Source organism: Psychroflexus aestuariivivens (assembly GCF_004010055.1).
Lineage (GTDB): Bacteria > Bacteroidota > Bacteroidia > Flavobacteriales > Flavobacteriaceae > Psychroflexus > Psychroflexus aestuariivivens.
Genome location: NZ_RQVT01000023.1, coordinates 35,448 through 55,263 on the forward strand (window position 1 = coordinate 35,448; position 19,816 = coordinate 55,263).

The 19,816-nt window shown below is 33.4% G+C and carries 20 protein-coding genes; 19 read left to right on the plus strand and 1 reads right to left on the minus strand.

The window, feature by feature from the left end:
• Nucleotides 1-2 precede the first annotated feature (2 nt).
• Nucleotides 3-1,553, minus strand: a complete 1,551-nt coding sequence (porX, locus tag EIG86_RS04840) for a T9SS response regulator signal transducer PorX (protein WP_127845031.1) — start codon at nt 1,551-1,553, stop codon at nt 3-5.
• Between the two features lie 35 nt (nt 1,554-1,588).
• On the opposite strand from porX, the gene EIG86_RS04845 reads away from it, so the two are divergent.
• From EIG86_RS04845 to hisIE, 19 genes are all read left to right on the plus strand, one after another.
• Nucleotides 1,589-2,818: an HD domain-containing protein gene (locus EIG86_RS04845; RefSeq protein WP_127845032.1), complete on the plus strand. Its 1,230-nt coding sequence runs from the start codon at nt 1,589-1,591 to the stop codon at nt 2,816-2,818.
• Nucleotides 2,819-2,842: 24 nt separating this feature from the next.
• Nucleotides 2,843-3,877, plus strand: a complete 1,035-nt coding sequence (gene lpxD, locus EIG86_RS04850; RefSeq protein ID WP_127845033.1) for a UDP-3-O-(3-hydroxymyristoyl)glucosamine N-acyltransferase — start codon at nt 2,843-2,845, stop codon at nt 3,875-3,877.
• Nucleotides 3,864-5,258 carry a bifunctional UDP-3-O-[3-hydroxymyristoyl] N-acetylglucosamine deacetylase/3-hydroxyacyl-ACP dehydratase gene (locus EIG86_RS04855; protein ID WP_127845034.1) on the plus strand — a complete coding sequence of 465 codons (1,395 nt, stop codon included), beginning with the start codon at nt 3,864-3,866 and terminating at the stop codon, nt 5,256-5,258. Before lpxD ends, EIG86_RS04855 begins: the two co-directional genes overlap by 14 nt.
• A gap of 5 nt (nt 5,259-5,263) precedes the next feature.
• Nucleotides 5,264-6,046, plus strand: coding sequence for an acyl-ACP--UDP-N-acetylglucosamine O-acyltransferase (lpxA, locus tag EIG86_RS04860; RefSeq protein WP_127845035.1), 783 nt, complete (start codon nt 5,264-5,266; stop codon nt 6,044-6,046).
• Between the two features lie 8 nt (nt 6,047-6,054).
• Nucleotides 6,055-6,621, plus strand: coding sequence for an elongation factor P (gene efp / locus EIG86_RS04865; RefSeq protein ID WP_127845036.1), 567 nt, complete (start codon nt 6,055-6,057; stop codon nt 6,619-6,621).
• Between the two features lie 10 nt (nt 6,622-6,631).
• Entirely contained in the window at nt 6,632-7,570 is a 939-nt protein-coding gene (locus tag EIG86_RS04870; protein ID WP_127845037.1) for a UDP-3-O-(3-hydroxymyristoyl)glucosamine N-acyltransferase, read from the plus strand.
• The gene (locus tag EIG86_RS04875) at nt 7,567-7,974 is read left to right on the plus strand and encodes a nuclear transport factor 2 family protein (protein WP_127845038.1); all 408 of its coding nucleotides are present in this window, start codon (nt 7,567-7,569) and stop codon (nt 7,972-7,974) included. The genes EIG86_RS04870 and EIG86_RS04875 overlap by 4 nt, the downstream gene beginning before the upstream one ends.
• Nucleotides 7,975-8,053: 79 nt before the next feature.
• Entirely contained in the window at nt 8,054-8,926 is an 873-nt protein-coding gene (sucD, locus tag EIG86_RS04880) for a succinate--CoA ligase subunit alpha (protein ID WP_127845039.1), read from the plus strand.
• A 79-nt stretch (nt 8,927-9,005) separates the two neighbouring features.
• On the plus strand, nt 9,006-9,752 hold the full coding sequence (gene fabG, locus EIG86_RS04885) for a 3-oxoacyl-[acyl-carrier-protein] reductase (RefSeq protein WP_127845040.1): 747 nt from the start codon (nt 9,006-9,008) through the stop codon (nt 9,750-9,752).
• Between the two features lie 6 nt (nt 9,753-9,758).
• On the plus strand, nt 9,759-11,768 hold the full coding sequence (locus EIG86_RS04890; RefSeq protein WP_127845041.1) for a hypothetical protein: 2,010 nt from the start codon (nt 9,759-9,761) through the stop codon (nt 11,766-11,768).
• A 12-nt stretch (nt 11,769-11,780) separates the two neighbouring features.
• Nucleotides 11,781-12,596, plus strand: a complete 816-nt coding sequence (locus EIG86_RS04895) for a prohibitin family protein (protein WP_127845042.1) — start codon at nt 11,781-11,783, stop codon at nt 12,594-12,596.
• A 202-nt stretch (nt 12,597-12,798) separates the two neighbouring features.
• Nucleotides 12,799-13,656 carry an ATP phosphoribosyltransferase gene (hisG, locus tag EIG86_RS04900; RefSeq protein WP_127845043.1) on the plus strand — a complete coding sequence of 286 codons (858 nt, stop codon included), beginning with the start codon at nt 12,799-12,801 and terminating at the stop codon, nt 13,654-13,656.
• Nucleotides 13,653-14,945 (plus strand): histidinol dehydrogenase, encoded by a 1,293-nt coding sequence (gene hisD, locus EIG86_RS04905; protein ID WP_127845044.1) that lies wholly within the window; start codon nt 13,653-13,655, stop codon nt 14,943-14,945. Before hisG ends, hisD begins: the two co-directional genes overlap by 4 nt.
• A gap of 4 nt (nt 14,946-14,949) precedes the next feature.
• Nucleotides 14,950-15,984: a histidinol-phosphate transaminase gene (hisC, locus tag EIG86_RS04910; protein ID WP_127845045.1), complete on the plus strand. Its 1,035-nt coding sequence runs from the start codon at nt 14,950-14,952 to the stop codon at nt 15,982-15,984.
• 2 nt (nt 15,985-15,986) lie between these two features.
• On the plus strand, nt 15,987-17,120 hold the full coding sequence (hisB, locus tag EIG86_RS04915) for a bifunctional histidinol-phosphatase/imidazoleglycerol-phosphate dehydratase HisB (RefSeq protein ID WP_127845046.1): 1,134 nt from the start codon (nt 15,987-15,989) through the stop codon (nt 17,118-17,120).
• A gap of 10 nt (nt 17,121-17,130) precedes the next feature.
• Nucleotides 17,131-17,718 carry an imidazole glycerol phosphate synthase subunit HisH gene (gene hisH, locus EIG86_RS04920; RefSeq protein WP_127845047.1) on the plus strand — a complete coding sequence of 196 codons (588 nt, stop codon included), beginning with the start codon at nt 17,131-17,133 and terminating at the stop codon, nt 17,716-17,718.
• 10 nt (nt 17,719-17,728) lie between these two features.
• Complete coding sequence (gene hisA / locus EIG86_RS04925) at nt 17,729-18,454, plus strand: 1-(5-phosphoribosyl)-5-[(5-phosphoribosylamino)methylideneamino]imidazole-4-carboxamide isomerase (protein WP_127845048.1); 726 nt, start codon at nt 17,729-17,731, stop codon at nt 18,452-18,454.
• A gap of 11 nt (nt 18,455-18,465) precedes the next feature.
• Nucleotides 18,466-19,221 carry an imidazole glycerol phosphate synthase subunit HisF gene (hisF, locus tag EIG86_RS04930; protein ID WP_127845049.1) on the plus strand — a complete coding sequence of 252 codons (756 nt, stop codon included), beginning with the start codon at nt 18,466-18,468 and terminating at the stop codon, nt 19,219-19,221.
• Nucleotides 19,222-19,233: 12 nt separating this feature from the next.
• Nucleotides 19,234-19,816, plus strand: a 583-nt coding sequence (gene hisIE, locus EIG86_RS04935) for a bifunctional phosphoribosyl-AMP cyclohydrolase/phosphoribosyl-ATP diphosphatase HisIE (RefSeq protein ID WP_127845050.1), incomplete at its 3' end; no start/stop codon positions are given.

Here is a 19,816-nt window from a genome sequence, read left to right on the forward strand (position 1 = left end):
CTTTATTTTGGATTCAATATCACAAAAGGAATAATCATTTCTTCTAGTGAAATTCCGCCATGTTGGTAGGAATTTTTGTAATAATTCACATAATAATTGTAATTATTTGGATAAGCTAAGAAATAATTTTCTTTGGCAAAAATAAACGAACTCGACATATTGATACTTGGCAAATGAATTTTTTTAGGATCTTTAGCCACAACAACATCTTTTTCGTTGTAGGTCAAACTTCTACCAGTTTTGTACCTTAAATTCAAACTTGTATTTTTATCTCCAATCACTTTAGAAGGGTGTTTAACGTTGATTGTGCCGTGGTCCGTGGTCAGAATTAATTTAAAACCTAAGCCTTGTGCTTGTTGTATAATGTCTAAAAGCGGTGAATTTTTAAACCAACTTTGTGTTAGCGAACGATAGGATTTGTCATTAGAAGCCAGTTCTTTAATTACCTCCAATTCAGTTTTGGAATGTGATAACATATCCACAAAATTATAAACTAAAACTGTTAAATCATTGTCTTTTTGGCTCCTAAAGTTGTCAGCTAATTTCTTGCCTTTACTTACGTTTGTTATTTTATGATATTGTGTTTTAAAATCTTTACCAAGGCGATTAAGCTGAGCATTCAAAAACTCTTCTTCAAACTGGTTTTTGCCGCCTTCATCTGTGTCGTTGAGCCAGTATTCAGGATAAATTTTCTCCATATCAGAAGGCATCAAACCAGAGAAAATAGCATTTCTAGCATATTGCGTAGCTGTAGGTAAAATACTGAAATATGGAGATTCTTCAACCTTCTTATAATTATTGGCAATAGTAGATTCAAAAGCTTTCCATTGGTCGTAACGTAGATTATCGATAACCACTAAAAGTGTGGGTTGATCTTTGGAAATTTCAGGTAGAATTTTCTTTTTGAATAAGGTGTGAGATAGAATTGGTGCGTTTGCATTTTTATCGAACCAACTTGGGTAATTTTGTTCTATAAATTTACAAAATTCAATATTAGCTTCATTTTTTTGAGATTCCAAAATCTCAAACATTCCAGAATCTTCAATATTTTCAAGTTCCATTTCCCAATAAATCAATTTTTGGTACATTTCTACCCAATCTTGGTAGGTTTCCAAATTGGTCAATTCCATAGAAATTTTCCTGAATTCTTGTTGGTAATTTTGCGTGGTTCTTTCAGACACCAAACGCGAATGGTCCAGGTTTTTTTTCAGACTGAGTAAAATTTGATTGGGGTTGACAGGTTTGATTAAATAATCTGCTATTTTGGAGCCTATAGCTTCCTCCATAATATATTCTTCCTCACTTTTGGTAATCATTATGACAGGAAGATCGCTGCGAATGGCCTTGATTTCCGATAAAGTTTCGAGTCCTGTAAGTCCGGGCATGTTTTCATCTAAAAAAACGATGTCAAAGGCTTCATTTTTAACAACTTCTATGGCTTCCATGCCACTTTGGCAAGTTGTGACATCATAAGATTTTTTTTCTAAAAAAATAATATGCGGTTTCAATAAATCGATTTCGTCGTCTACCCAAAGAACTTTTATGTTTGTCATATATAACTGTATATTTGCTATTAAAATTAGAAAATTTGAACCAGCGGAACAAACTTAAGATTATAAACGATCCAATTTACGGATTTATTACGATTCCGAGCCCATTAATTTTTGATTTAATCGAGCATTCTTACTTTCAGCGTTTAAGAAGAATTACACAAATGGGCATGTCACATTTGGTGTATCCAGGCGCAAATCATACTAGATTTCATCACGCTTTGGGTTGTTTGCACCTTATGCAGAAAGCATTGCAAATCCTTAAATTCAAAGGTGTAGAAATCACAGAAGAGGAAGAAGAGGCTGTCTTAATTGCTATATTGCTTCACGATATTGGTCACGGACCTTTTTCGCACGCTTTAGAACATTCTATTGTTGAAAATTTGAGTCATGAATATATTTCGCTTGAATTTATGCAAAAACTCAACCAAGAGTTTGAAGGCCAGTTAGATTTAGCTATAGAAATTTTCAGAGGAAATTATTACAAACAATTTCTTTGTCAACTTTTGGCAAGTCAATTGGATATCGATCGCTTGGATTATTTAAAACGAGATAGTTTTTATACAGGAGTTGCAGAAGGAAACATCAATAGCGAACGCATGATCAATATGTTGAATGTAGTGGATCAGAATTTGGTGGTGGAAGAAAAAGGAATATATTCCATAGAAAAATTTCTAGTGGCCAGAAGATTGATGTATTGGCAAGTCTATTTACATAAAACGGGACTTTGTGCAGAACAAATTTTAATCAGAATTTTAAGACGTGCTAAATATCTTTTTGAAAATAATTCTGTAGAAGTTGAAAATTCTACATTGAATTATTTCTTGAAACATAAAATTGACTCAGAGACTTTTGATGAAGTGACTTTAGATTTGTTTTCAAAATTGGATGATTATGATATTATTTCAGCTCTAAAAAACTGGCAATACCATGATGATTTTGTTTTGAGTAAACTAAGTAAAATGATTTTGAACAGAGATTTACTTAAAATAAAGTTGAAAGATAAAAGAGTTAAACAAGATAAGTTTGAAAGACTTCAGCAAAAAACAATGAGTGCTTTCAACCTTACCAAAGACGAAGCAGATTATTTTGTGTTTGAAGGTGAAACGTCAAATTTAGCTTATCAATCTCAAAAAGAACATATAAATATTTGGTACAAAAACGGGAAAATTAAGGACGTTTCAAGTGCTTCAGACCAATTAAACCTGAAAGCTTTGTCTAAAACAGTGACAAAATATTACTTATGTTATCCAAAATCTTTTAATTAACAGTTTTTTTCTATTTTTGCCAGAATGAAATTTACAGCAAAACAAATCGCAGATATATTAGATGGTCAGGTTGAAGGCAACCCTGAAGCTGAAGTCTATAAATTATCTAAAATTGAAGAGGGTTCGGAGGGTTCATTAACTTTTTTGTCCAATCCTAAATATACGTCCTACATTTACCAGACCAATGCAAGTATTTGTATTGTTAATAAATCTTTCAAAAAAACACAAGACATTTCAACCACTTTAATTAGGGTTGAAGATTCCTACGAAGCTTTCTCGAAATTATTGGAAGTTTATAATCAAATTAAATTAGATAAAAAGGGCATCGAAGAACCATCCTCAATTTCAGACTCTGCAAAATTGGGTGATAATATTTATGTTGGTGCTTTTGCTTACATAGGCAGTGATGTTGAGATTGGAAATAATGTAAAAATTTATCCCAATGTTTTTATCGGTGATAATGTTACGATTGGCGATAACGTTACAATCTTTGCAGGAAGCAAGATTTATTCAGAATCTGTTATCGGCAGTAATTGTGTCTTGCATAGCGGTGCTATAATTGGTGCAGATGGTTTTGGTTTTTCTCCAAATAATGAAGGTGTTTATAGCAAAATTCCTCAAATAGGAAACGTAATTATTGAAAATGGCGTGGACGTTGGAGCCGGAACAACTATAGATAGAGCAACCTTGGGTTCAACTATTATTAGAGAAGGAGTAAAGCTAGATAACCAAATTCAAATAGCCCATAATGTTGAAATCGGAAAACACACAGCAATAGCAGCACAAACTGGAATTGCGGGATCTTCAAAAATTGGTGAAAACTGTTTAATTGGTGGACAAGTTGGCATTGCTGGACATATTACTATTGGAAATAGAGTTAGAATTCAAGCTCAAACTGGTGTTGGCAGAAATATAAAAGACGATGAAGCAATCCAAGGTTCACCAGCTTTTGGTTATTCAGACTTCAATAAATCCTATGTGCATTTTAGAAATTTACCAAAAATTATAAAAAGACTCGATTCTTTAGAAAACAAACTTCAAGACAATGAAAACCGTTAATCAAACGACAATCAAAAAAGAAGTTTCCCTTCACGGGGTTGGACTTCACACTGGTCAGAATGTTACATTAACTTTCAAGCCAGCGCCAATCAATCAAGGATTTGCTTTCAAAAGAATTGATTTGGAGGGCTCTCCAATTATTCCAGCAGATGCAACTTTGGTAACAAGTACAGACCGAGGTACAAGTTTGGAAAAAAACGGTGTGAATATTCAAACTTCAGAACATGTTTTGGCTGCTTGCGTTGGCATGGGCTTGAATAATGTCATTATAGAACTCAATGCTTCAGAACCGCCAATTATGGACGGTTCTTCAAAGTTTTTTGTTGAAGCTTTAGAAAAAGCTGGAATCGAAGAGCAGAATGCACCTAGAGACGAATTTATCGTTGAAGATGTAATTTCGTTTACAGATGAAGAAACAGGTTCCGAAATTTTAGTTATGCCAGCCAATGAATATCAGGTGACGACAATGGTCGATTTTGGCACTAAAGTTTTAGGTACGCAAAACGCTTATTTGAATAAAATTTCAAATTTCAAAAAGGAAATTGCAGATTGTAGAACTTTCAGTTTTTTGCATGAGTTGGAAGCAATGCTTGCCAATGGATTGATTAAAGGTGGAGATTTGAATAATGCTATTGTTTATGTGGACAAAGAATTATCTCCAGAAACGATGTCTCGTCTGAAGGAAGCTTTTGGAAAAGATGATATTTCTGTAAAGCCAAACGGTATTTTAGATAATTTGACCTTACATTACCCAAACGAAGCCGCAAGACATAAGCTTCTTGACGTGATCGGGGATTTAGCATTGGTTGGTACTCATATTCGAGGGAAAGTGATTGCTAACAAACCAGGACATACAATTAATACTCAGTTTGCAAAAAAACTGATGAAAATAATAAAAGCAGCAAAACGCAATAAAGTTCCAAAATTTGATATGAGTCAGCCACCTTTGTATGGCGTAACGGAAATTATGGATCGTTTGCCACACCGTCCACCATTTTTGTTGGTTGACAAGATTTTTGAATTGACCGATAGTTCGGTTTTAGGAACAAAGAATGTGACAATGAATGAACCATTTTTTGTGGGGCATTTTCCAGGAAAACCAGTAATGCCAGGAGTTCTTCAGATTGAAGCAATGGCTCAAACTGGTGGTATTTTGGCATTGAGTACTGTAGAAGATCCTGAAAATTATTTAACGTATTTTATAAAAATTGACAATGTAAAGTTTAAACAGCAAGTTTTGCCAGGCGATACTTTAATTTTCAAGTTAGAGTTGATTTCACCAATCAGGCGTGGAATATGTCATATGCAAGGCTATGCTTATGCCAATGATAAGTTAGCTTGTGAAGCTGAATTGATGGCCCAAATTGTCAAATCAAAATAGATAGTATGAATCAACCATTAGCATATGTTCACCCTGGCGCAAAAATCGCTAAAAATGTGGTTATAGAACCATTTACAACAATTCATAATAATGTAGAAATTGGTGAAGGAACTTGGATTGGTTCTAACGTTACAATTATGGAAGGTGCAAGAATTGGGAAAAATGTCAGTATTTTTCCTGGTGCTGTAATTTCTGCAATTCCACAAGATAAAAAATTTAACGACGAAGATACGATTACAGAAATTGGCGATAATACAACAATTAGAGAGTGTGTTACGATCAATCGTGGTACGTCTGATCGTATGAAAACTAAAGTTGGTAAGAATTGTTGGATTATGGCGTATTGCCACATTGCTCATGATTGCATTGTAGGTAATAATTGCGTTTTTTCCAATAACAGCACATTGGCTGGACATATTACGGTTGGCGATCATGCAGTTTTAGCAGGAATGGCAGCAGTACAACAATTTTGTAGCATTGGCAGACATGCATTCATCACAGGCGGATCTTTGGTAAGAAAGGATGTTCCTCCATTTGTAAAAGCGGGACGAGAACCACTTTCTTATGTTGGGATAAATTCTGTGGGTTTAAGGAGAAGAGGTTTTGATACTGAAAAAATTAGAGAAATACAAAATATCTATCGTATCCTTTATCAGAGGAATTACAACAACACACAAGCACTTTCAATTATAGAAGCTGAAATGGAAGCAACACCAGAGCGGGACGAGATTTTACAGTTTATAAAAGATTCCCAGCGTGGAATTATGAAAGGATATTTTTCAAATTAAAAATTATTATGGCAAGTACAAGTGATATTAGAAATGGATTATGCATCAGGTATAATCATGATATTTTCAAAATTATAGAGTTTTTACACGTTAAGCCGGGAAAAGGACCAGCATTCGTAAGAACTAAACTTAAAAGTGTAACCACAGGTAAAGTTATTGATAATACTTTTTCTGCTGGACATAAAATAGATGAAGTCCGCGTTGAAACTCATAAATATCAGTTTTTGTATCAAGAAGGTGAATTTTACCACTTCATGCATACTGAAGATTATACGCAGATTAGACTTTTAGAAGCAGCATTAGATATGCCTAATTTGCTTAAAGAAGGTGAGGTTGTGACTATTTTAATCAACACCGAAGATAATTTGCCTTTGTCTGTAGAGATGCCACCTAATGTAACCCTAGAAGTTACACATACAGAACCTGGCGTAAAAGGTAATACGGCAACTAATGCAACCAAACCAGCAACTGTTGAAACTGGTGCAGAAATTAATGTGCCATTATTTATCAATGAAGGTGATAAAGTCAAAATTGAAACCGAAAAAGGAACTTACAAAGAACGTGTCAAAGAATAATTAACTGTTCATGAAGTTTCCTCAAAAACATACTTTACAACAAATTGCAACAATTATTGATGCGAAATTTGTCGGGGATGAAAATTTTCCAGTCTACGGTCTCAATGAAATTCATGTAGTGGAACCTGGCGATATTGTTTTTGTAGATCATCCGAAATATTACGACAAAGCTTTACATTCTCCAGCTACAGTTATTTTGATTAATAAAGAAGAGGTTGAAGTTCCAGAAGGAAAAGCACTTTTGGTTTCAGACGATCCATTTAGAGATTTTAATAAATTAACTGCTTTTTTTAAACCTTTTCAAAAGGCAAATCAGTCCATTTCAGATTCAGTAAAAATAGGAGAAAATACAATAATTCAACCCAATGTTTTTATTGGTCCAAATGTTGAAATTGGCGATAATTGTTTGATTCATAGCAACGTTTCTATTTATGACGACACCAAAATTGGTGATAATGTGATCATTCATGCTGGTGCAGTGCTTGGTGCTGATGCTTTTTATTATAAAAATCGTCCAGAGAAACACGATAAATTGTTGTCTGGAGGTAGTATTCTTATAGAAAGTAATGTTGAAATTGGCGCATTAACGACCATAGATAAAGGCGTTACAGGCGTGACAACAATAAAAAAAGGTTCAAAATTAGACAATCAAATCCAAGTGGGGCACGATACAGTTATCGGTGAAAAATGTCTCATTGCTTCTCAAGTTGGAATTGCTGGTTGTGTTGTTATAGAAAACGAAGTTACGATTTGGGGACAAGTTGGAATCACTAGCGGCGTAACTATAGGCAACAAAGCAATAATAATGGCTCAGTCCGGTATCAGTAAAAATTTAAAAGGTCATACAACCTATTTTGGTTCACCAGCAGAGGACATCAAAAAGAAATACAGAGAACTTGCTTATATAAATCAAATTCCAGAAATACTAAAAAAAATCAATAATTTATGACCACCAATAATAAAGATTTGGTACAAGATTTTTTCTATTCAGACTATTACCATGATAAATCTACATTTGAAAAATTTATCCACCCAGATTTAGTTATCGATTGGAGTAGTAGTACAGGATTTTATCGTCTTGATTATGAAAAATTTTTCAATATGGCTTCAGAGATGGGAAAGTCTTTTCAAAATATGTCACCACAAATTTCACATCTATTAGAAGAAAACGACAAAGTTTGTATCAGATTTACTTATAATGTAGAAACTCTTGAATCCGAAGATTTAATCAATCTCGCAGATTTTTTCTGTATTTGGGAAATTAAAGACAATAAGTTGTATAAAGGCTACATGATGAGTCAACCCTGCGATGACGGCATAGATGGAATTCTGTCTTTTATCAATGAAAGCTAAAAATGAATTAAATTCAAAAGAATACTTTTTAGGTTCATCTTAAAAAATTACATTTGTTGAACAAAAATTAAATAAAATTATGAGCGTTTTAGTCAATAAAGATTCAAAAATAATTGTTCAAGGCTTTACAGGCAGTGAAGGTACTTTTCACGCTGAACAAATGATAGATTATGGAACAAACATTGTTGGTGGAGTGACACCAGGAAAAGGTGGTTCTACGCATTTGGGAAAACCAGTTTTCAACACAGTTGAAGACGCTGTAAAAAAAGCTGATGCAGATACAAGCATCATTTTTGTACCACCAGCATTTGCAGCCGATGCCATTATGGAAGCTGCGGACGCAGGTATAAAAGTTATTATTGCAATCACTGAAGGTATTCCTGTAGCGGATATGATTAAAGCTTCAAATTATATTAAAAATAAAGATTGCCGATTGATCGGACCTAATTGTCCAGGAGTAATTACACCAGGAGAAGCAAAAGTTGGAATTATGCCAGGCTTTGTTTTCAAAAAAGGAAAAGTTGGTATCGTTTCAAAATCAGGAACTTTAACTTACGAAGCTGCAGACCAAGTTGTGAAAGAAGGTTTAGGAATCACCACAGCAATTGGTATTGGTGGAGATCCTATCATTGGAACAACGACGAAAGAAGCTGTAGAATTATTGGTCAACGATCCTGAAACTGAATGCGTTGTTATGATTGGCGAAATTGGTGGACAATTGGAAGCTGAAGCTGCTAAATGGTACAAAGAAAGCGGTAGTAAAAAACCTGTAGTTGGATTCATCGCTGGTGAAACTGCGCCTGCAGGAAGAACGATGGGACACGCTGGAGCTATTGTCGGTGGAAGTGAAGATACAGCACAGGCTAAAAAGAAAATTTTGAAAGATAGCGGAATCCACGTTGTAGATTCACCTGCTGAAATTGGTAAAAAAGTTGCAGAAGTACTTTCTTAAATAAAATAAGATTCACAAAACCTTTGTTTTTTATATGTAAAAGACAAAGGTTTTCTTTTGAATATAAATCCTATAACTTATGAAGTTACTCGAAAATAAAAATGTCATAATCACGGGCGGAAGTCGTGGAATTGGCAAAGGTATTGCCGAAATTTTCGCAAAACATGGTGCAAATGTGGCTTTTACTTATAATTCTTCGTCTTCAGCTGCTGAAGAATTGGAAAATCATTTGAAATCTTTTGGTGTCAATGCCAAAGCCTACCAGTCCGATGCTTCTGATTTTGAACAAGCTCAGAAACTAGCAGACGATGTTATCCAAGATTTTGGAAATATAGATGTGTTAGTTAACAATGCTGGGATTACCAAGGATAATTTGTTGATGAGAATGAGTGAAGAAGATTTCGATAAAGTAATTAATGTGAATTTAAATTCTGTGTTCAATTTAACCAAAGCGGTTTTACGCCCAATGTTGAAACAAAAACACGGAAGTATTATCAATATTAGTTCAGTTGTAGGATTAAAAGGAAATGCTGGACAAGCCAATTATTCTGCATCTAAAGCTGGTGTTATTGGCTTTTCAAAATCTGTTGCCTTAGAGTTGGGTTCCAGAAATATCCGCTCCAACGTGATTGCGCCAGGTTTTATTGAAACTGAAATGACCGACAAATTAGACGAGAAAACAGTCCAAGGTTGGCGTCAAGCTATTCCACTGAAACGTGGTGGAACGCCTGAAGATGTTGCCAATGCATGTGTGTTTTTAGCAAGCGATATGAGCAATTACATTACAGGTCAAACACTTAGTGTAGATGGCGGAATGTTAACATAAATCTATATGTCAGGTCTTTTATTGCTTATTCTATTTTTGAATTTTGCGCTATCCATTGGCCTGTCTTATTTACTATATCCAAAAGTTTTAAAAGATAAAAATCAAAGCATACTTTTTGTGCTTCGGTTTTTATCTTTTTTTTTGATAGGTATTTTGCTGATCAATCCTGAAATTGATCGTACAACATATGAAATCGAAAAACCAAAACTTTTTATTGCAGTAGATAATTCTGAATCTATAAATGAACTTGCTAATACTGATCAAATCAGACAGTTTCTAGATGAATCTGAATCTGATAAGGATTTAAACACCAAATATGATATCAATTATTTGAAATTCGATCAAGATGTTTCAATTTTGGATAGCTTATCATTTTCTGCACAGTCTTCAAATATTGCAACGAGCATTGATTTTTGGAACAATCAAAATGAGGATAACGCCGCTTTTGTTTTGCTAACAGATGGCAACCAAACTTTTGGTGAAGATTTCAGTTACAAACAAATTCAGAATAAAAATAATTTCTACAATTTAGTAGCTGGAGATACCACGACTTACAAAGATTTTAAAATTGATTTGGTCAACATCAATGCATATGCATTTTTGAATAACAAATTTCCTGTTGAAGTTTTTACAAGTTATACCGGGAAAACTGAAACTATAAAATCTGTAAAAATAATTTCAAATAATCGTGTTTTAGCAGAAAAATCAATAACACTTAAACCAGAATCTTCTTCTAAAATTAACTTCCTTTTGAATGCCAATTCCTTAGGGCCAAAGACCTACTCAATTGAATTAGAAGCTTTATCGGGTGAGAAAAATATTCAAAACAATACTCAAAATATTTCTATTGAAGTTATTGATTCTAGATCAAAAGTCTTGATGCTTGCTGACATTTTGCATCCAGACTTGGGTACTATCCAAAAATCAATTTCTAATAACAAACAGATTCAAGTTGACTTAAAAAAATCTTCAGATAATATTGATTTATCAAATTATAATTTGGTGATTTTCTATCAGCCTCAAGCCGTTTCGAAAGAAATTTTCGAGTTGGTTCAAAAGCAGAATCTCAATTATTTCCTAATCGGTGGCACCAAAACAGATTACGATTTTCTGAACCGAATGAATCTCGGTTTCAAAAAGCAAATCACCAATTCTACTGAAGATTATTTCGGTGAACTAAATCCAGATTTTTCACCATTTCAAGTTCAAAATCTGAATTTCGAAGATTTCCCACCATTAGTAGACATTTTTGGTGAAACATATATCTCAAAATCTCATCAAGTTTTATTAGAAAAAAATGTAAATGGTGTTGAGGTTGAGTCGCCGTTATGGTTGTTTATGCAGGATTCAGATCAAAAATCGGCCTTTTTATTTGGAGAGAATTTATGGAAGTGGCGAAGTAAATCCTACCTGTTGAATTCTGATTTTCAAGAGTTTGACGATTTTATTTTGAAAACTATTCAATACTTATCACAAGATTTCAAACAAGAACGATTGGTTGTTGAAGCCAAATCTTTTTACAAAACTGGAGAAATAAACACTATTGAAGCTGAATTTTTTGATGAAAACTTCAAAATCGATCCAAGAGCAGAAATAAATTTAGAATTAAAAAATATAGACACTGAAGAAATTATAGAAAATCAATTGGTTTTTAATAACCAATCATATATTTCACAATTGAACAATTTGTCGCCAGGCTCATACGAATACAAAGTAAGTGTAAAAGGAGAGTCGCTCACTAAATCTAGTAAATTTGAAGTTTTGGAGTTTTCACCAGAATTACAATTTGTAAATGCCTACTACGAAAAGTTGTCAAAAATCACTAATTCAGGGCAAAATTTTCTTTTATCAAATTATAAAAATTTGATTCAGACTTTAAACTCTAATTCACTGAAACAAAAACAAAAATCTATCAAAAAAACCGAGAGTTTAATCGATTTTGAATGGCTTATCATTTTATTAGCCTTAACTTTGGGAATTGAGTGGTTTTATAGAAAATATAAAGGACTAATATAAACTAAAATACATATGGAAAAATTACCTAAATCAATCGTCCCAATAATCATTGTGGTCGTAATTGGAATCATTTTTATCGCTAATTCCACAGTCAATATCAATTCTGGTGAAGCCGGAGTTTTGTTTAAAAGATTCGATGGAGGTGTTGTCACAGATGAAGCACCTTTGAAAGAAGGTTTTCACATTGTAGCGCCATGGAATACGGTTTTTATTTATGAAGTCAGACAACAAACTATAGACGAATCAATGCAGGTTTTATCTTCTAACGGTTTGGATATCAAATTAGATGCAACTATTTGGTTTGAGCCTACTTACGATCAACTTGGGCTTTTGCACAAAGAACGTGGTGAAAAATATATTTCTAGATTGATTCAACCAGCAGTAAGATCGGCTACAAGAACAGTTGTGGGACGTTACAAACCAGAAGAGCTTTATGCACAAAAGCGTGAATCTATTCAAAATGAAATGTATGACGAAACTCAGCAATTGTTGAAAAATCAATACGTCCAAGTCAACAGAATTTTGGTGAGAGATGTGTCTTTACCTCCTACGATTAAGCAAGCGATTGAGAGAAAATTGAAGCAAGAACAGGAATCTTTAGAGTATGAATTCCGTTTAGAAAAAGCGACTAAAGAAAAACGTCGTCAAGAAATTGAAGCTGAAGGTAAAGCTCGTGCCAACGAAATTTTGAATGCGTCTTTAACCAAAAATATTCTAAAAGAAAAAGGAATTCAAGCTACTATAGAATTGTCAAAATCTGAAAATTCTAAAGTTATTGTTATTGGTTCTGGAGACGAAGGTTTACCAATTATATTAGGCAATAACTAATTTTATCTTAATGTTTTTTATGCAAGATAAATATTAACCGATTTATTTTACATTTGCATCATAATGAAAAATATAACTTTACATCATCATTTATTTAACTCGCTCAATGCGGTTTGTATTTGATATGTAAATAACTTGAATCATATTAAAAACCCGTTTGAGCCAACTTTCAAACGGGTTTTTTCATGCTTAAAAATGAACTATGGAAACACTAAAAATTGCTATTCAAAAATCTGGCAGGCTTCACGATGAATCTTTAAAAATACTCAGAGATTGTGGAATTTCTATCAATAATGGTCGCGACCAATTGAAAGTTGAAGCGGCAAATTTCCCTTTGGAAATATTTTATCTTAGAAATGGTGATATTCCACAATATTTGAGAGATGGCGTGGCAGATTTGGCTATTGTAGGAGAAAATTTACTTTACGAAAAAGGAGAAGATTTGCAAATTCAAAAGCGACTAGGATTTTCAAAATGTAAAGTATCTTTAGCTATTCCTAAGCAGTGTGATTTCAAAAGTGTAGCGGAGCTAAGTGGAAAACAAATCGCCACATCTTACCCAAATACATTACAAAAATATTTGGATCAAAATAATGTCTCAGCTGAAATTCATTTGATCACTGGTTCAGTTGAAATCGCTCCAAATATTGGTTTGGCAGATGCCATTTGTGACATTGTTTCCAGTGGAAGCACACTTTTCAAAAACAACCTGAAAGAAATGGATGTTATTTTAAAAAGTGAAGCAGTTTTGGCAAGTTCACCAAATTTGAATACTGAAAAAAAACAAATTTTAGATAAACTTTTGTTTAGGATAGATTCGGTTTTGAGAGCTGAAAATGCTAAATATGTTTTACTAAATGCACCAAATGAAAAATTGAATGAAATTATAAAAATTCTACCTGGAATGAAAAGTCCAACGGTGATGCCTTTAGCTGAATCTGGTTGGAGTTCTGTTCATACGGTAATTTATCAAGAAAAATTTTGGGAAATTATAGATGAATTGAAAAGCGTAGGTGCAGAAAGTATTTTAGTCAGTCCAATAGAAAAAATGATTTTATGAAAACAATTAAATACCCAAGTGAAGGAAGTTGGGAAGCACTTTTGAAACGTCCAACTAGGACATTCGAAGATATTGAAAATACTGTTAATTCTGTATTCAAAGACATCTATAAAAATGGTGATGATGCTTTAATAAAATATACCAAAATGTTTGACGGCGTTCAGCTTTCTAAATTTGAAGTTTCAGAAGCTGAAATTCAAAATGCTTCAAAATTGGTTTATGAAAATCTTAAAAAGGCAATTCAGCAAGCGCAACAAAATATTCATAATTTTCACAAAGCTCAAAAAACGGCGGTAGTAAAAGTAGAAACACAACCTGGTGTAAATTGTTGGCAAACCAAAAAAGCAATTCAAAAAGTTGGATTATATATCCCCGGTGGCACTGCGCCCTTATTTTCAACGGTTTTGATGCTTGCTGAGCCAGCAAAAATTGCTGGTTGCAAAGATATCGTATTGTGTACGCCACCAGACAAAAATGGAGAAATTGATCCAGCAATTTTGTACACGGCAGAACTTTGCGGCGTGACTAAAATTTTCAAACTTGGCGGAATTCAGGCGATTGCTGCCATGACTTTTGGCACGAAATCAGTACCGAAAGTTTATAAAATATTTGGTCCAGGAAACCAATATGTTACCGTAGCAAAACAAGTTGCGACAAGATATAATATAGCTATTGACATGCCTGCTGGACCTTCTGAATTACTAGTCATGGCAGACCAAACAGCCAATTCTGAATTTGTGGCTTCTGACTTATTAAGTCAAGCCGAACATGGAGAAGATTCTCAGGTGATTTTGGTATCTACGGACGAGAAGTTTATTGAATCAGTTCAAGCTGAAATCTCAAAGCAAATTAAAGAATTACCGAGAAAAAATATCGCAGAAAAAGCGATTCAAAATTCAAAATTTATATTGATGAAGGATTTTGAAACTGCTTTGGAATTGATAGATTTTTATGCGCCAGAACATTTTATTATTTCAACCAAAAACGATGATTTTTTTGTCGAAAATATCAATAATGCGGGTTCCGTTTTTATAGGAAAATATACTCCAGAGAGTGCGGGAGATTATGCTTCAGGAACCAATCATACTTTACCAACTAATGGCTTTGCCAAACAGTATAGCGGCGTGAATCTAGATAGTTTTCAGAAGTCGATAACTTTTCAAAAAATAGACGAAAACGGAATTGCTTCTATTGGCGAAACTGTAGAATTAATGGCAGAAGCAGAAGGTTTGCAAGCACACAAACGAGCAATGACTTTGCGAAAAAATGCTTTGAAATTTAATAAATAATAAAATGGATTTAAACAGTTTAATTCGAGAGAATGTCAAGCAAATGTCAGCGTATAGTTCAGCTAGAGATGAATTTGACGCCAAAGATTCAGACTTTTTATTTTTAGATGCAAATGAAAATCCTTTCGATAGTGGTTTCAATCGTTATCCGGATCCATATCAAAAACAATTGAAATCGAAAATCAAAGAAGTCAAACAAGTTCCTGAAAATAACATGTTATTAGGGAATGGAAGTGATGAAATTTTGGATTTGATTTTCAGAACTTTTTGTGAGCCACAAGTAGATGAAATTATTACTTTAACACCAACTTACGGAATGTATGAAGTCTTGGCAAACCTGAATAATATTGCTATAAAAAGAATTAATCTAACTCCTGAGTTTCAAATTAATGTTGATTTAATTTTAAAATCAATTTCACCAAACACTAAATTGATTTTCATTTGTTCTCCAAATAATCCTTCGGGCAATTTGTTTCAAATTAACGACATCAAAACTATTCTCAAAACGTTTTCTGGTTTGGTTGTATTGGACGAGGCTTATATCGATTTTTCAGACAGGAGTTCATTCATTTCAGAATTGAATAATTTCCCTAATTTAATTGTTACTCAAACTTTTTCCAAAGCACTGGCTCATGCTGGTATTAGGCTAGGGATGTGTTTTGCTTCAGAGCGTATTATTGAGGTTTTAAATAAAATAAAACCGCCTTATAACGTAAACCAACTTACACAAAATAAGGCCATTGAAGTGTTGAATAATTTCGAAAATTATCAGCTTCAGATTCAAATTTTAAAATCTGAAAGAGAAATTCTAACTGAAAAACTTAAAACTATCAATTGGATTGAAAATGTTTTTCCATCGGAAGCCAATTTTTTGCTTTGCCGAGTTGATGATGCCAACCGAAGATACCAACAACTATTAGAAGAGAAAATTGTGGTAAGAAATCGATCGAACGTTGTGTTGTGCCACAATTGTTTAAGAATAAGTGTAGGAACGCCAGCTGAAAATCAAAAATTAATACAAGTTTTAAACGACATATAACAATGAAAAAATTACTTTTTATAGATCGTGACGGTACTTTAATCAAAGAACCCAAAGATGAACAAATCGATAGTTTTAGCAAATTAGAATTTTATCCAGAAGTGTTTTATTATTTAAGAAAAATAGTAAGAGAATTTGATTTTGAAATTGTTATGATTACAAATCAGGATGGTTTGGGAACACCTCAATATCCCGAAGACACATTTTGGCCTGTGCAAGATTTCATTATCAACGCATTCAAAAATGAGGGTGTTGTTTTTAATGAAATTGTGATTGATAAAACATTTCCAGAGGAAAATGCATCAACACGGAAACCCAAAACTGGACTTTTAAAAAATTACTTCAGTAAATCTTATGATTTAAAAAACTCTTATGTTATTGGGGACCGACTCACCGATGTTGAATTAGCAAAGAACTTGAAATCCAAAGCAATTTTTATCGATAATAAAACTAATCTAGGTCAAGGGGAAACCGAAGCTTCAGATGAGGAATTAACGTCATTTGTAGCTTTGAAAACTGATAATTGGCAATTTATTTATGAGTTTTTAAAACTTAAGACACGTACTGCAAAACTTCAAAGAAACACCAAGGAAACTAAAATTTCAGTTGAAATAAATCTGGATGGGAGTGGTGAAAGTAACATTTCCACAGGGATTTCGTTTTTCGACCACATGCTAGATCAAATTGCAAGACATGGACAACTAGATATTCACCTTGATGCCAAAGGTGATTTGGAAGTTGACGAGCACCACACGATTGAAGACGTTGCAATTGTTTTGGGTGAAGTTTTTGCCCAAACTTTAGGTGATAAAATCGGCATCGAACGCTACGGATTTTGCTTGCCGATGGATGATAGTTTGGCACAAGTTGCACTTGACTTTGGCGGAAGAAATTGGCTGGTTTGGGATGCTGAATTCAAAAGAGAAAAAATAGGAGAAATGCCTACAGAAATGTTTAAGCATTTTTTCAAATCATTTTCAGATGGCGCCAAATGTAATTTGAACATTAAAGCTGAAGGTGAAAATGAACACCATAAAATCGAAGCTATTTTTAAAGCATTTGCGAAAGCTCTGAAAATGGCAATTCAGCGCAATCCTGAAAAAATGATTTTACCAAGCACAAAAGGACAATTATAACCTATATATTATGAAAATTACAATCATAGATTATGGTGCTGGAAATGTGAAAAGTATAGAATTTGCTTTGGAAAGAATTGGGTATTCTTCTGTTTTAACCAAAGATGCAAATACCATCAAAAATGCAGATCGTGTTATTTTCCCAGGTGTTGGTGAGGCTTCTTACGCTATGAATATGCTTAAAAAGTCAAAGTTGAATCATCTTATTCCTACTTTAAAGCAACCTGTTTTGGGTATTTGTCTCGGAATGCAACTCATGTGTCAAACTTCGGAAGAAGGTGAAACGGACGCCTTAGGAATTTTCGATTTGAAGGTCAAACGATTTCAAAATACACTTAAAGTGCCACAAATCGGATGGAATACAATTTTCAATTTGAAATCTATACTTTTTGAAAATATACCCGAAAATACTTATATGTATTTGGTTCACAGTTATTTTGTACCTTCTAATTCTTTTTGTATTGCAACTTCAGATTACGGAATAGAATATTCAGTAGCTGTTCAGAAAAATAATTTTTTTGGTGTTCAATTTCACCCAGAAAAAAGTGGAGTTTTGGGAGAACAATTACTGAAAAATTTTATTGAAAACACTAATTAAAATTGAAGGAATGAGAATAATACCAGCCATAGATATTATAGACGGAAAGTGTGTTAGATTGTCGAAAGGCGATTACAGTACAAAGAAAATTTACAATGAAAATCCACTTGAAGTCGCTAAAGCTTTTGAAGATAATGGCGTTGAATATTTGCACCTGGTAGATTTGGATGGTGCAAAATCCAAACAAATCGTCAATTATAGGATTTTGGAAAATTTAGCAAGCAAAACCCAACTAAAAATTGATTTTGGAGGCGGAATTAAATCAGATAAAGATTTAAATATTGCATTTGAATCTGGCGCAAAACAAGTTACAGCAGGAAGTCTAGCTGTTACAAATCCAGATTTGTTTTTATCTTGGTTAAGGAAGTTCGGTTCAAAACAAATTATTCTGGGCGCCGATGCCAAAGATGGTAAGATTGCAACTTCAGGATGGCAAAATTCAACTGATTTAGACATCTTAGACTTCATTTCAGATTTTGTAGAAAAAGGCGTTAAATACGTGATTTCGACCGATATTTCTAAAGACGGGATGCTAGGTGGTTTGTCTTTAGAACTTTACAAATCCATTTTGAAATCGAAACCAAGCTTGAATTTAATAGCTTCTGGTGGAGTTTCAGAACTTGCAGATTTAGAAAAAGTCAAACATATTGGTTGTGAAGGCGTGATTATAGGCAAAGCGATTTATGAAAATCGAATTTCGTTACAAGATTTACAAATGTTCATTATTAATCATTAAAATAGATTAAAGTGTTAGCAAAAAGAATAATTCCTTGTTTAGATATCAAAAACGGTCGAACCGTCAAAGGTGTCAATTTTTTAGATTTGAAAGATGCTGGCGACCCTGTAGAATTAGCAAAATTCTATGCTGAAAATATGGCTGATGAATTGGTTTTTCTTGATATCTCCGCAACAGAAGAAGCTAGAAAAACGATGGTGAAACTGGTTGAAAAAATAGCTAAAACTATCAATATTCCTTTTACTGTTGGTGGAGGAATTTCCAATTTGAAAGATGTAGATTTAATTTTGAAATCCGGTGCTGATAAGGTGTCAATAAATTCAGCAGCAGTCAAAAACCCAGAATTGATTTCTGAAATCTCAAAACAATATGGCAACCAGTGTGTAGTTGTGGCAATAGATGCAAAATTGATTGATAATAACTGGAAAGTGCATCTTGTTGGTGGAAAAGAACCAACAAACTTAGATTTATTTGAGTGGGCAAAAACGGTTGAACGATACGGAGCTGGTGAGATTTTGTTCACTTCGATGAATCACGATGGAACAAAAACTGGATTTGCAAATTCAGCTTTGGCAAAATTGTCAGGCATTTTAGAGATTCCAGTTATCGCTTCTGGAGGCGCTGGATCTATAAAAGATTTCAAAGATGTTTTTGTTGAAGGAAAAGCTGATGCAGCATTGGCAGCGAGTGTTTTTCATTTTAAAGAAATAGATATTAAACATTTAAAGAGAGTATTAAAAAATAAAGGCATTTCAGTAAGAATTTAAATTATACAAAAAATGGAAATTAATTTCAATAAAAATAAAGATGGATTAGTACCTGCAGTTATTCAAGATGTGAAAACAAAACAGGTTTTAATGTTAGGTTATATGAATGAAGAAGCCTACCAAAAAACGATTAAAGAGAAAAAAGTTACTTTTTTTAGTAGAAGTAAACAGCGACTTTGGACGAAAGGGGAGGAAAGTGGAAATAATCTTGAATTGATAGATTTAAAATTAGATTGTGATCAAGATACTTTATTAATTTTGGTTAAACCAAAAGGTCCAACTTGTCATAAAGGAACTGATACCTGCTTTGGGAATGAAAACCTGACTAATTATGGTTTTATTTCCAAATTAGAAGATATAATTCTGGACCGCCAAAAATCAGGAAATATTGAGCAAAGTTATATTGCCAGCTTATTTCAGGACGGAATTAATAAAATTGCCCAAAAGGTAGGCGAGGAGGCTGTTGAATTAATAATTGAAGCAAAAGATGATAATGACAAATTATTCCTAAACGAAAGTGCGGATTTACTATTTCATTATTTAATTTTATTGAGATCGAAGGGATATTCATTTATGGATATAGTGGAGGTTTTGG

Bases quoted from the DNA above. Each gene is read 5' to 3' on its own strand.
- porX (WP_127845031.1), bottom strand. From the start codon at position 1,553: ATGACAAACATAAAAGTTCTTTGGGTAGACGACGAAATCGATTTATTG.
- lpxD (WP_127845033.1), top strand. From the start codon at position 2,843: ATGAAATTTACAGCAAAACAAATCGCAGATATATTAGATGGTCAGGTT.
- EIG86_RS04855 (WP_127845034.1), top strand. From the start codon at position 3,864: ATGAAAACCGTTAATCAAACGACAATCAAAAAAGAAGTTTCCCTTCAC.
- lpxA (WP_127845035.1), top strand. From the start codon at position 5,264: ATGAATCAACCATTAGCATATGTTCACCCTGGCGCAAAAATCGCTAAA.
- efp (WP_127845036.1), top strand. From the start codon at position 6,055: ATGGCAAGTACAAGTGATATTAGAAATGGATTATGCATCAGGTATAAT.
- EIG86_RS04870 (WP_127845037.1), top strand. From the start codon at position 6,632: ATGAAGTTTCCTCAAAAACATACTTTACAACAAATTGCAACAATTATT.
- EIG86_RS04875 (WP_127845038.1), top strand. From the start codon at position 7,567: ATGACCACCAATAATAAAGATTTGGTACAAGATTTTTTCTATTCAGAC.
- sucD (WP_127845039.1), top strand. From the start codon at position 8,054: ATGAGCGTTTTAGTCAATAAAGATTCAAAAATAATTGTTCAAGGCTTT.
- fabG (WP_127845040.1), top strand. From the start codon at position 9,006: ATGAAGTTACTCGAAAATAAAAATGTCATAATCACGGGCGGAAGTCGT.
- EIG86_RS04890 (WP_127845041.1), top strand. From the start codon at position 9,759: ATGTCAGGTCTTTTATTGCTTATTCTATTTTTGAATTTTGCGCTATCC.
- EIG86_RS04895 (WP_127845042.1), top strand. From the start codon at position 11,781: ATGGAAAAATTACCTAAATCAATCGTCCCAATAATCATTGTGGTCGTA.
- hisG (WP_127845043.1), top strand. From the start codon at position 12,799: ATGGAAACACTAAAAATTGCTATTCAAAAATCTGGCAGGCTTCACGAT.
- hisD (WP_127845044.1), top strand. From the start codon at position 13,653: ATGAAAACAATTAAATACCCAAGTGAAGGAAGTTGGGAAGCACTTTTG.
- hisC (WP_127845045.1), top strand. From the start codon at position 14,950: ATGGATTTAAACAGTTTAATTCGAGAGAATGTCAAGCAAATGTCAGCG.
- hisB (WP_127845046.1), top strand. From the start codon at position 15,987: ATGAAAAAATTACTTTTTATAGATCGTGACGGTACTTTAATCAAAGAA.
- hisH (WP_127845047.1), top strand. From the start codon at position 17,131: ATGAAAATTACAATCATAGATTATGGTGCTGGAAATGTGAAAAGTATA.
- hisA (WP_127845048.1), top strand. From the start codon at position 17,729: ATGAGAATAATACCAGCCATAGATATTATAGACGGAAAGTGTGTTAGA.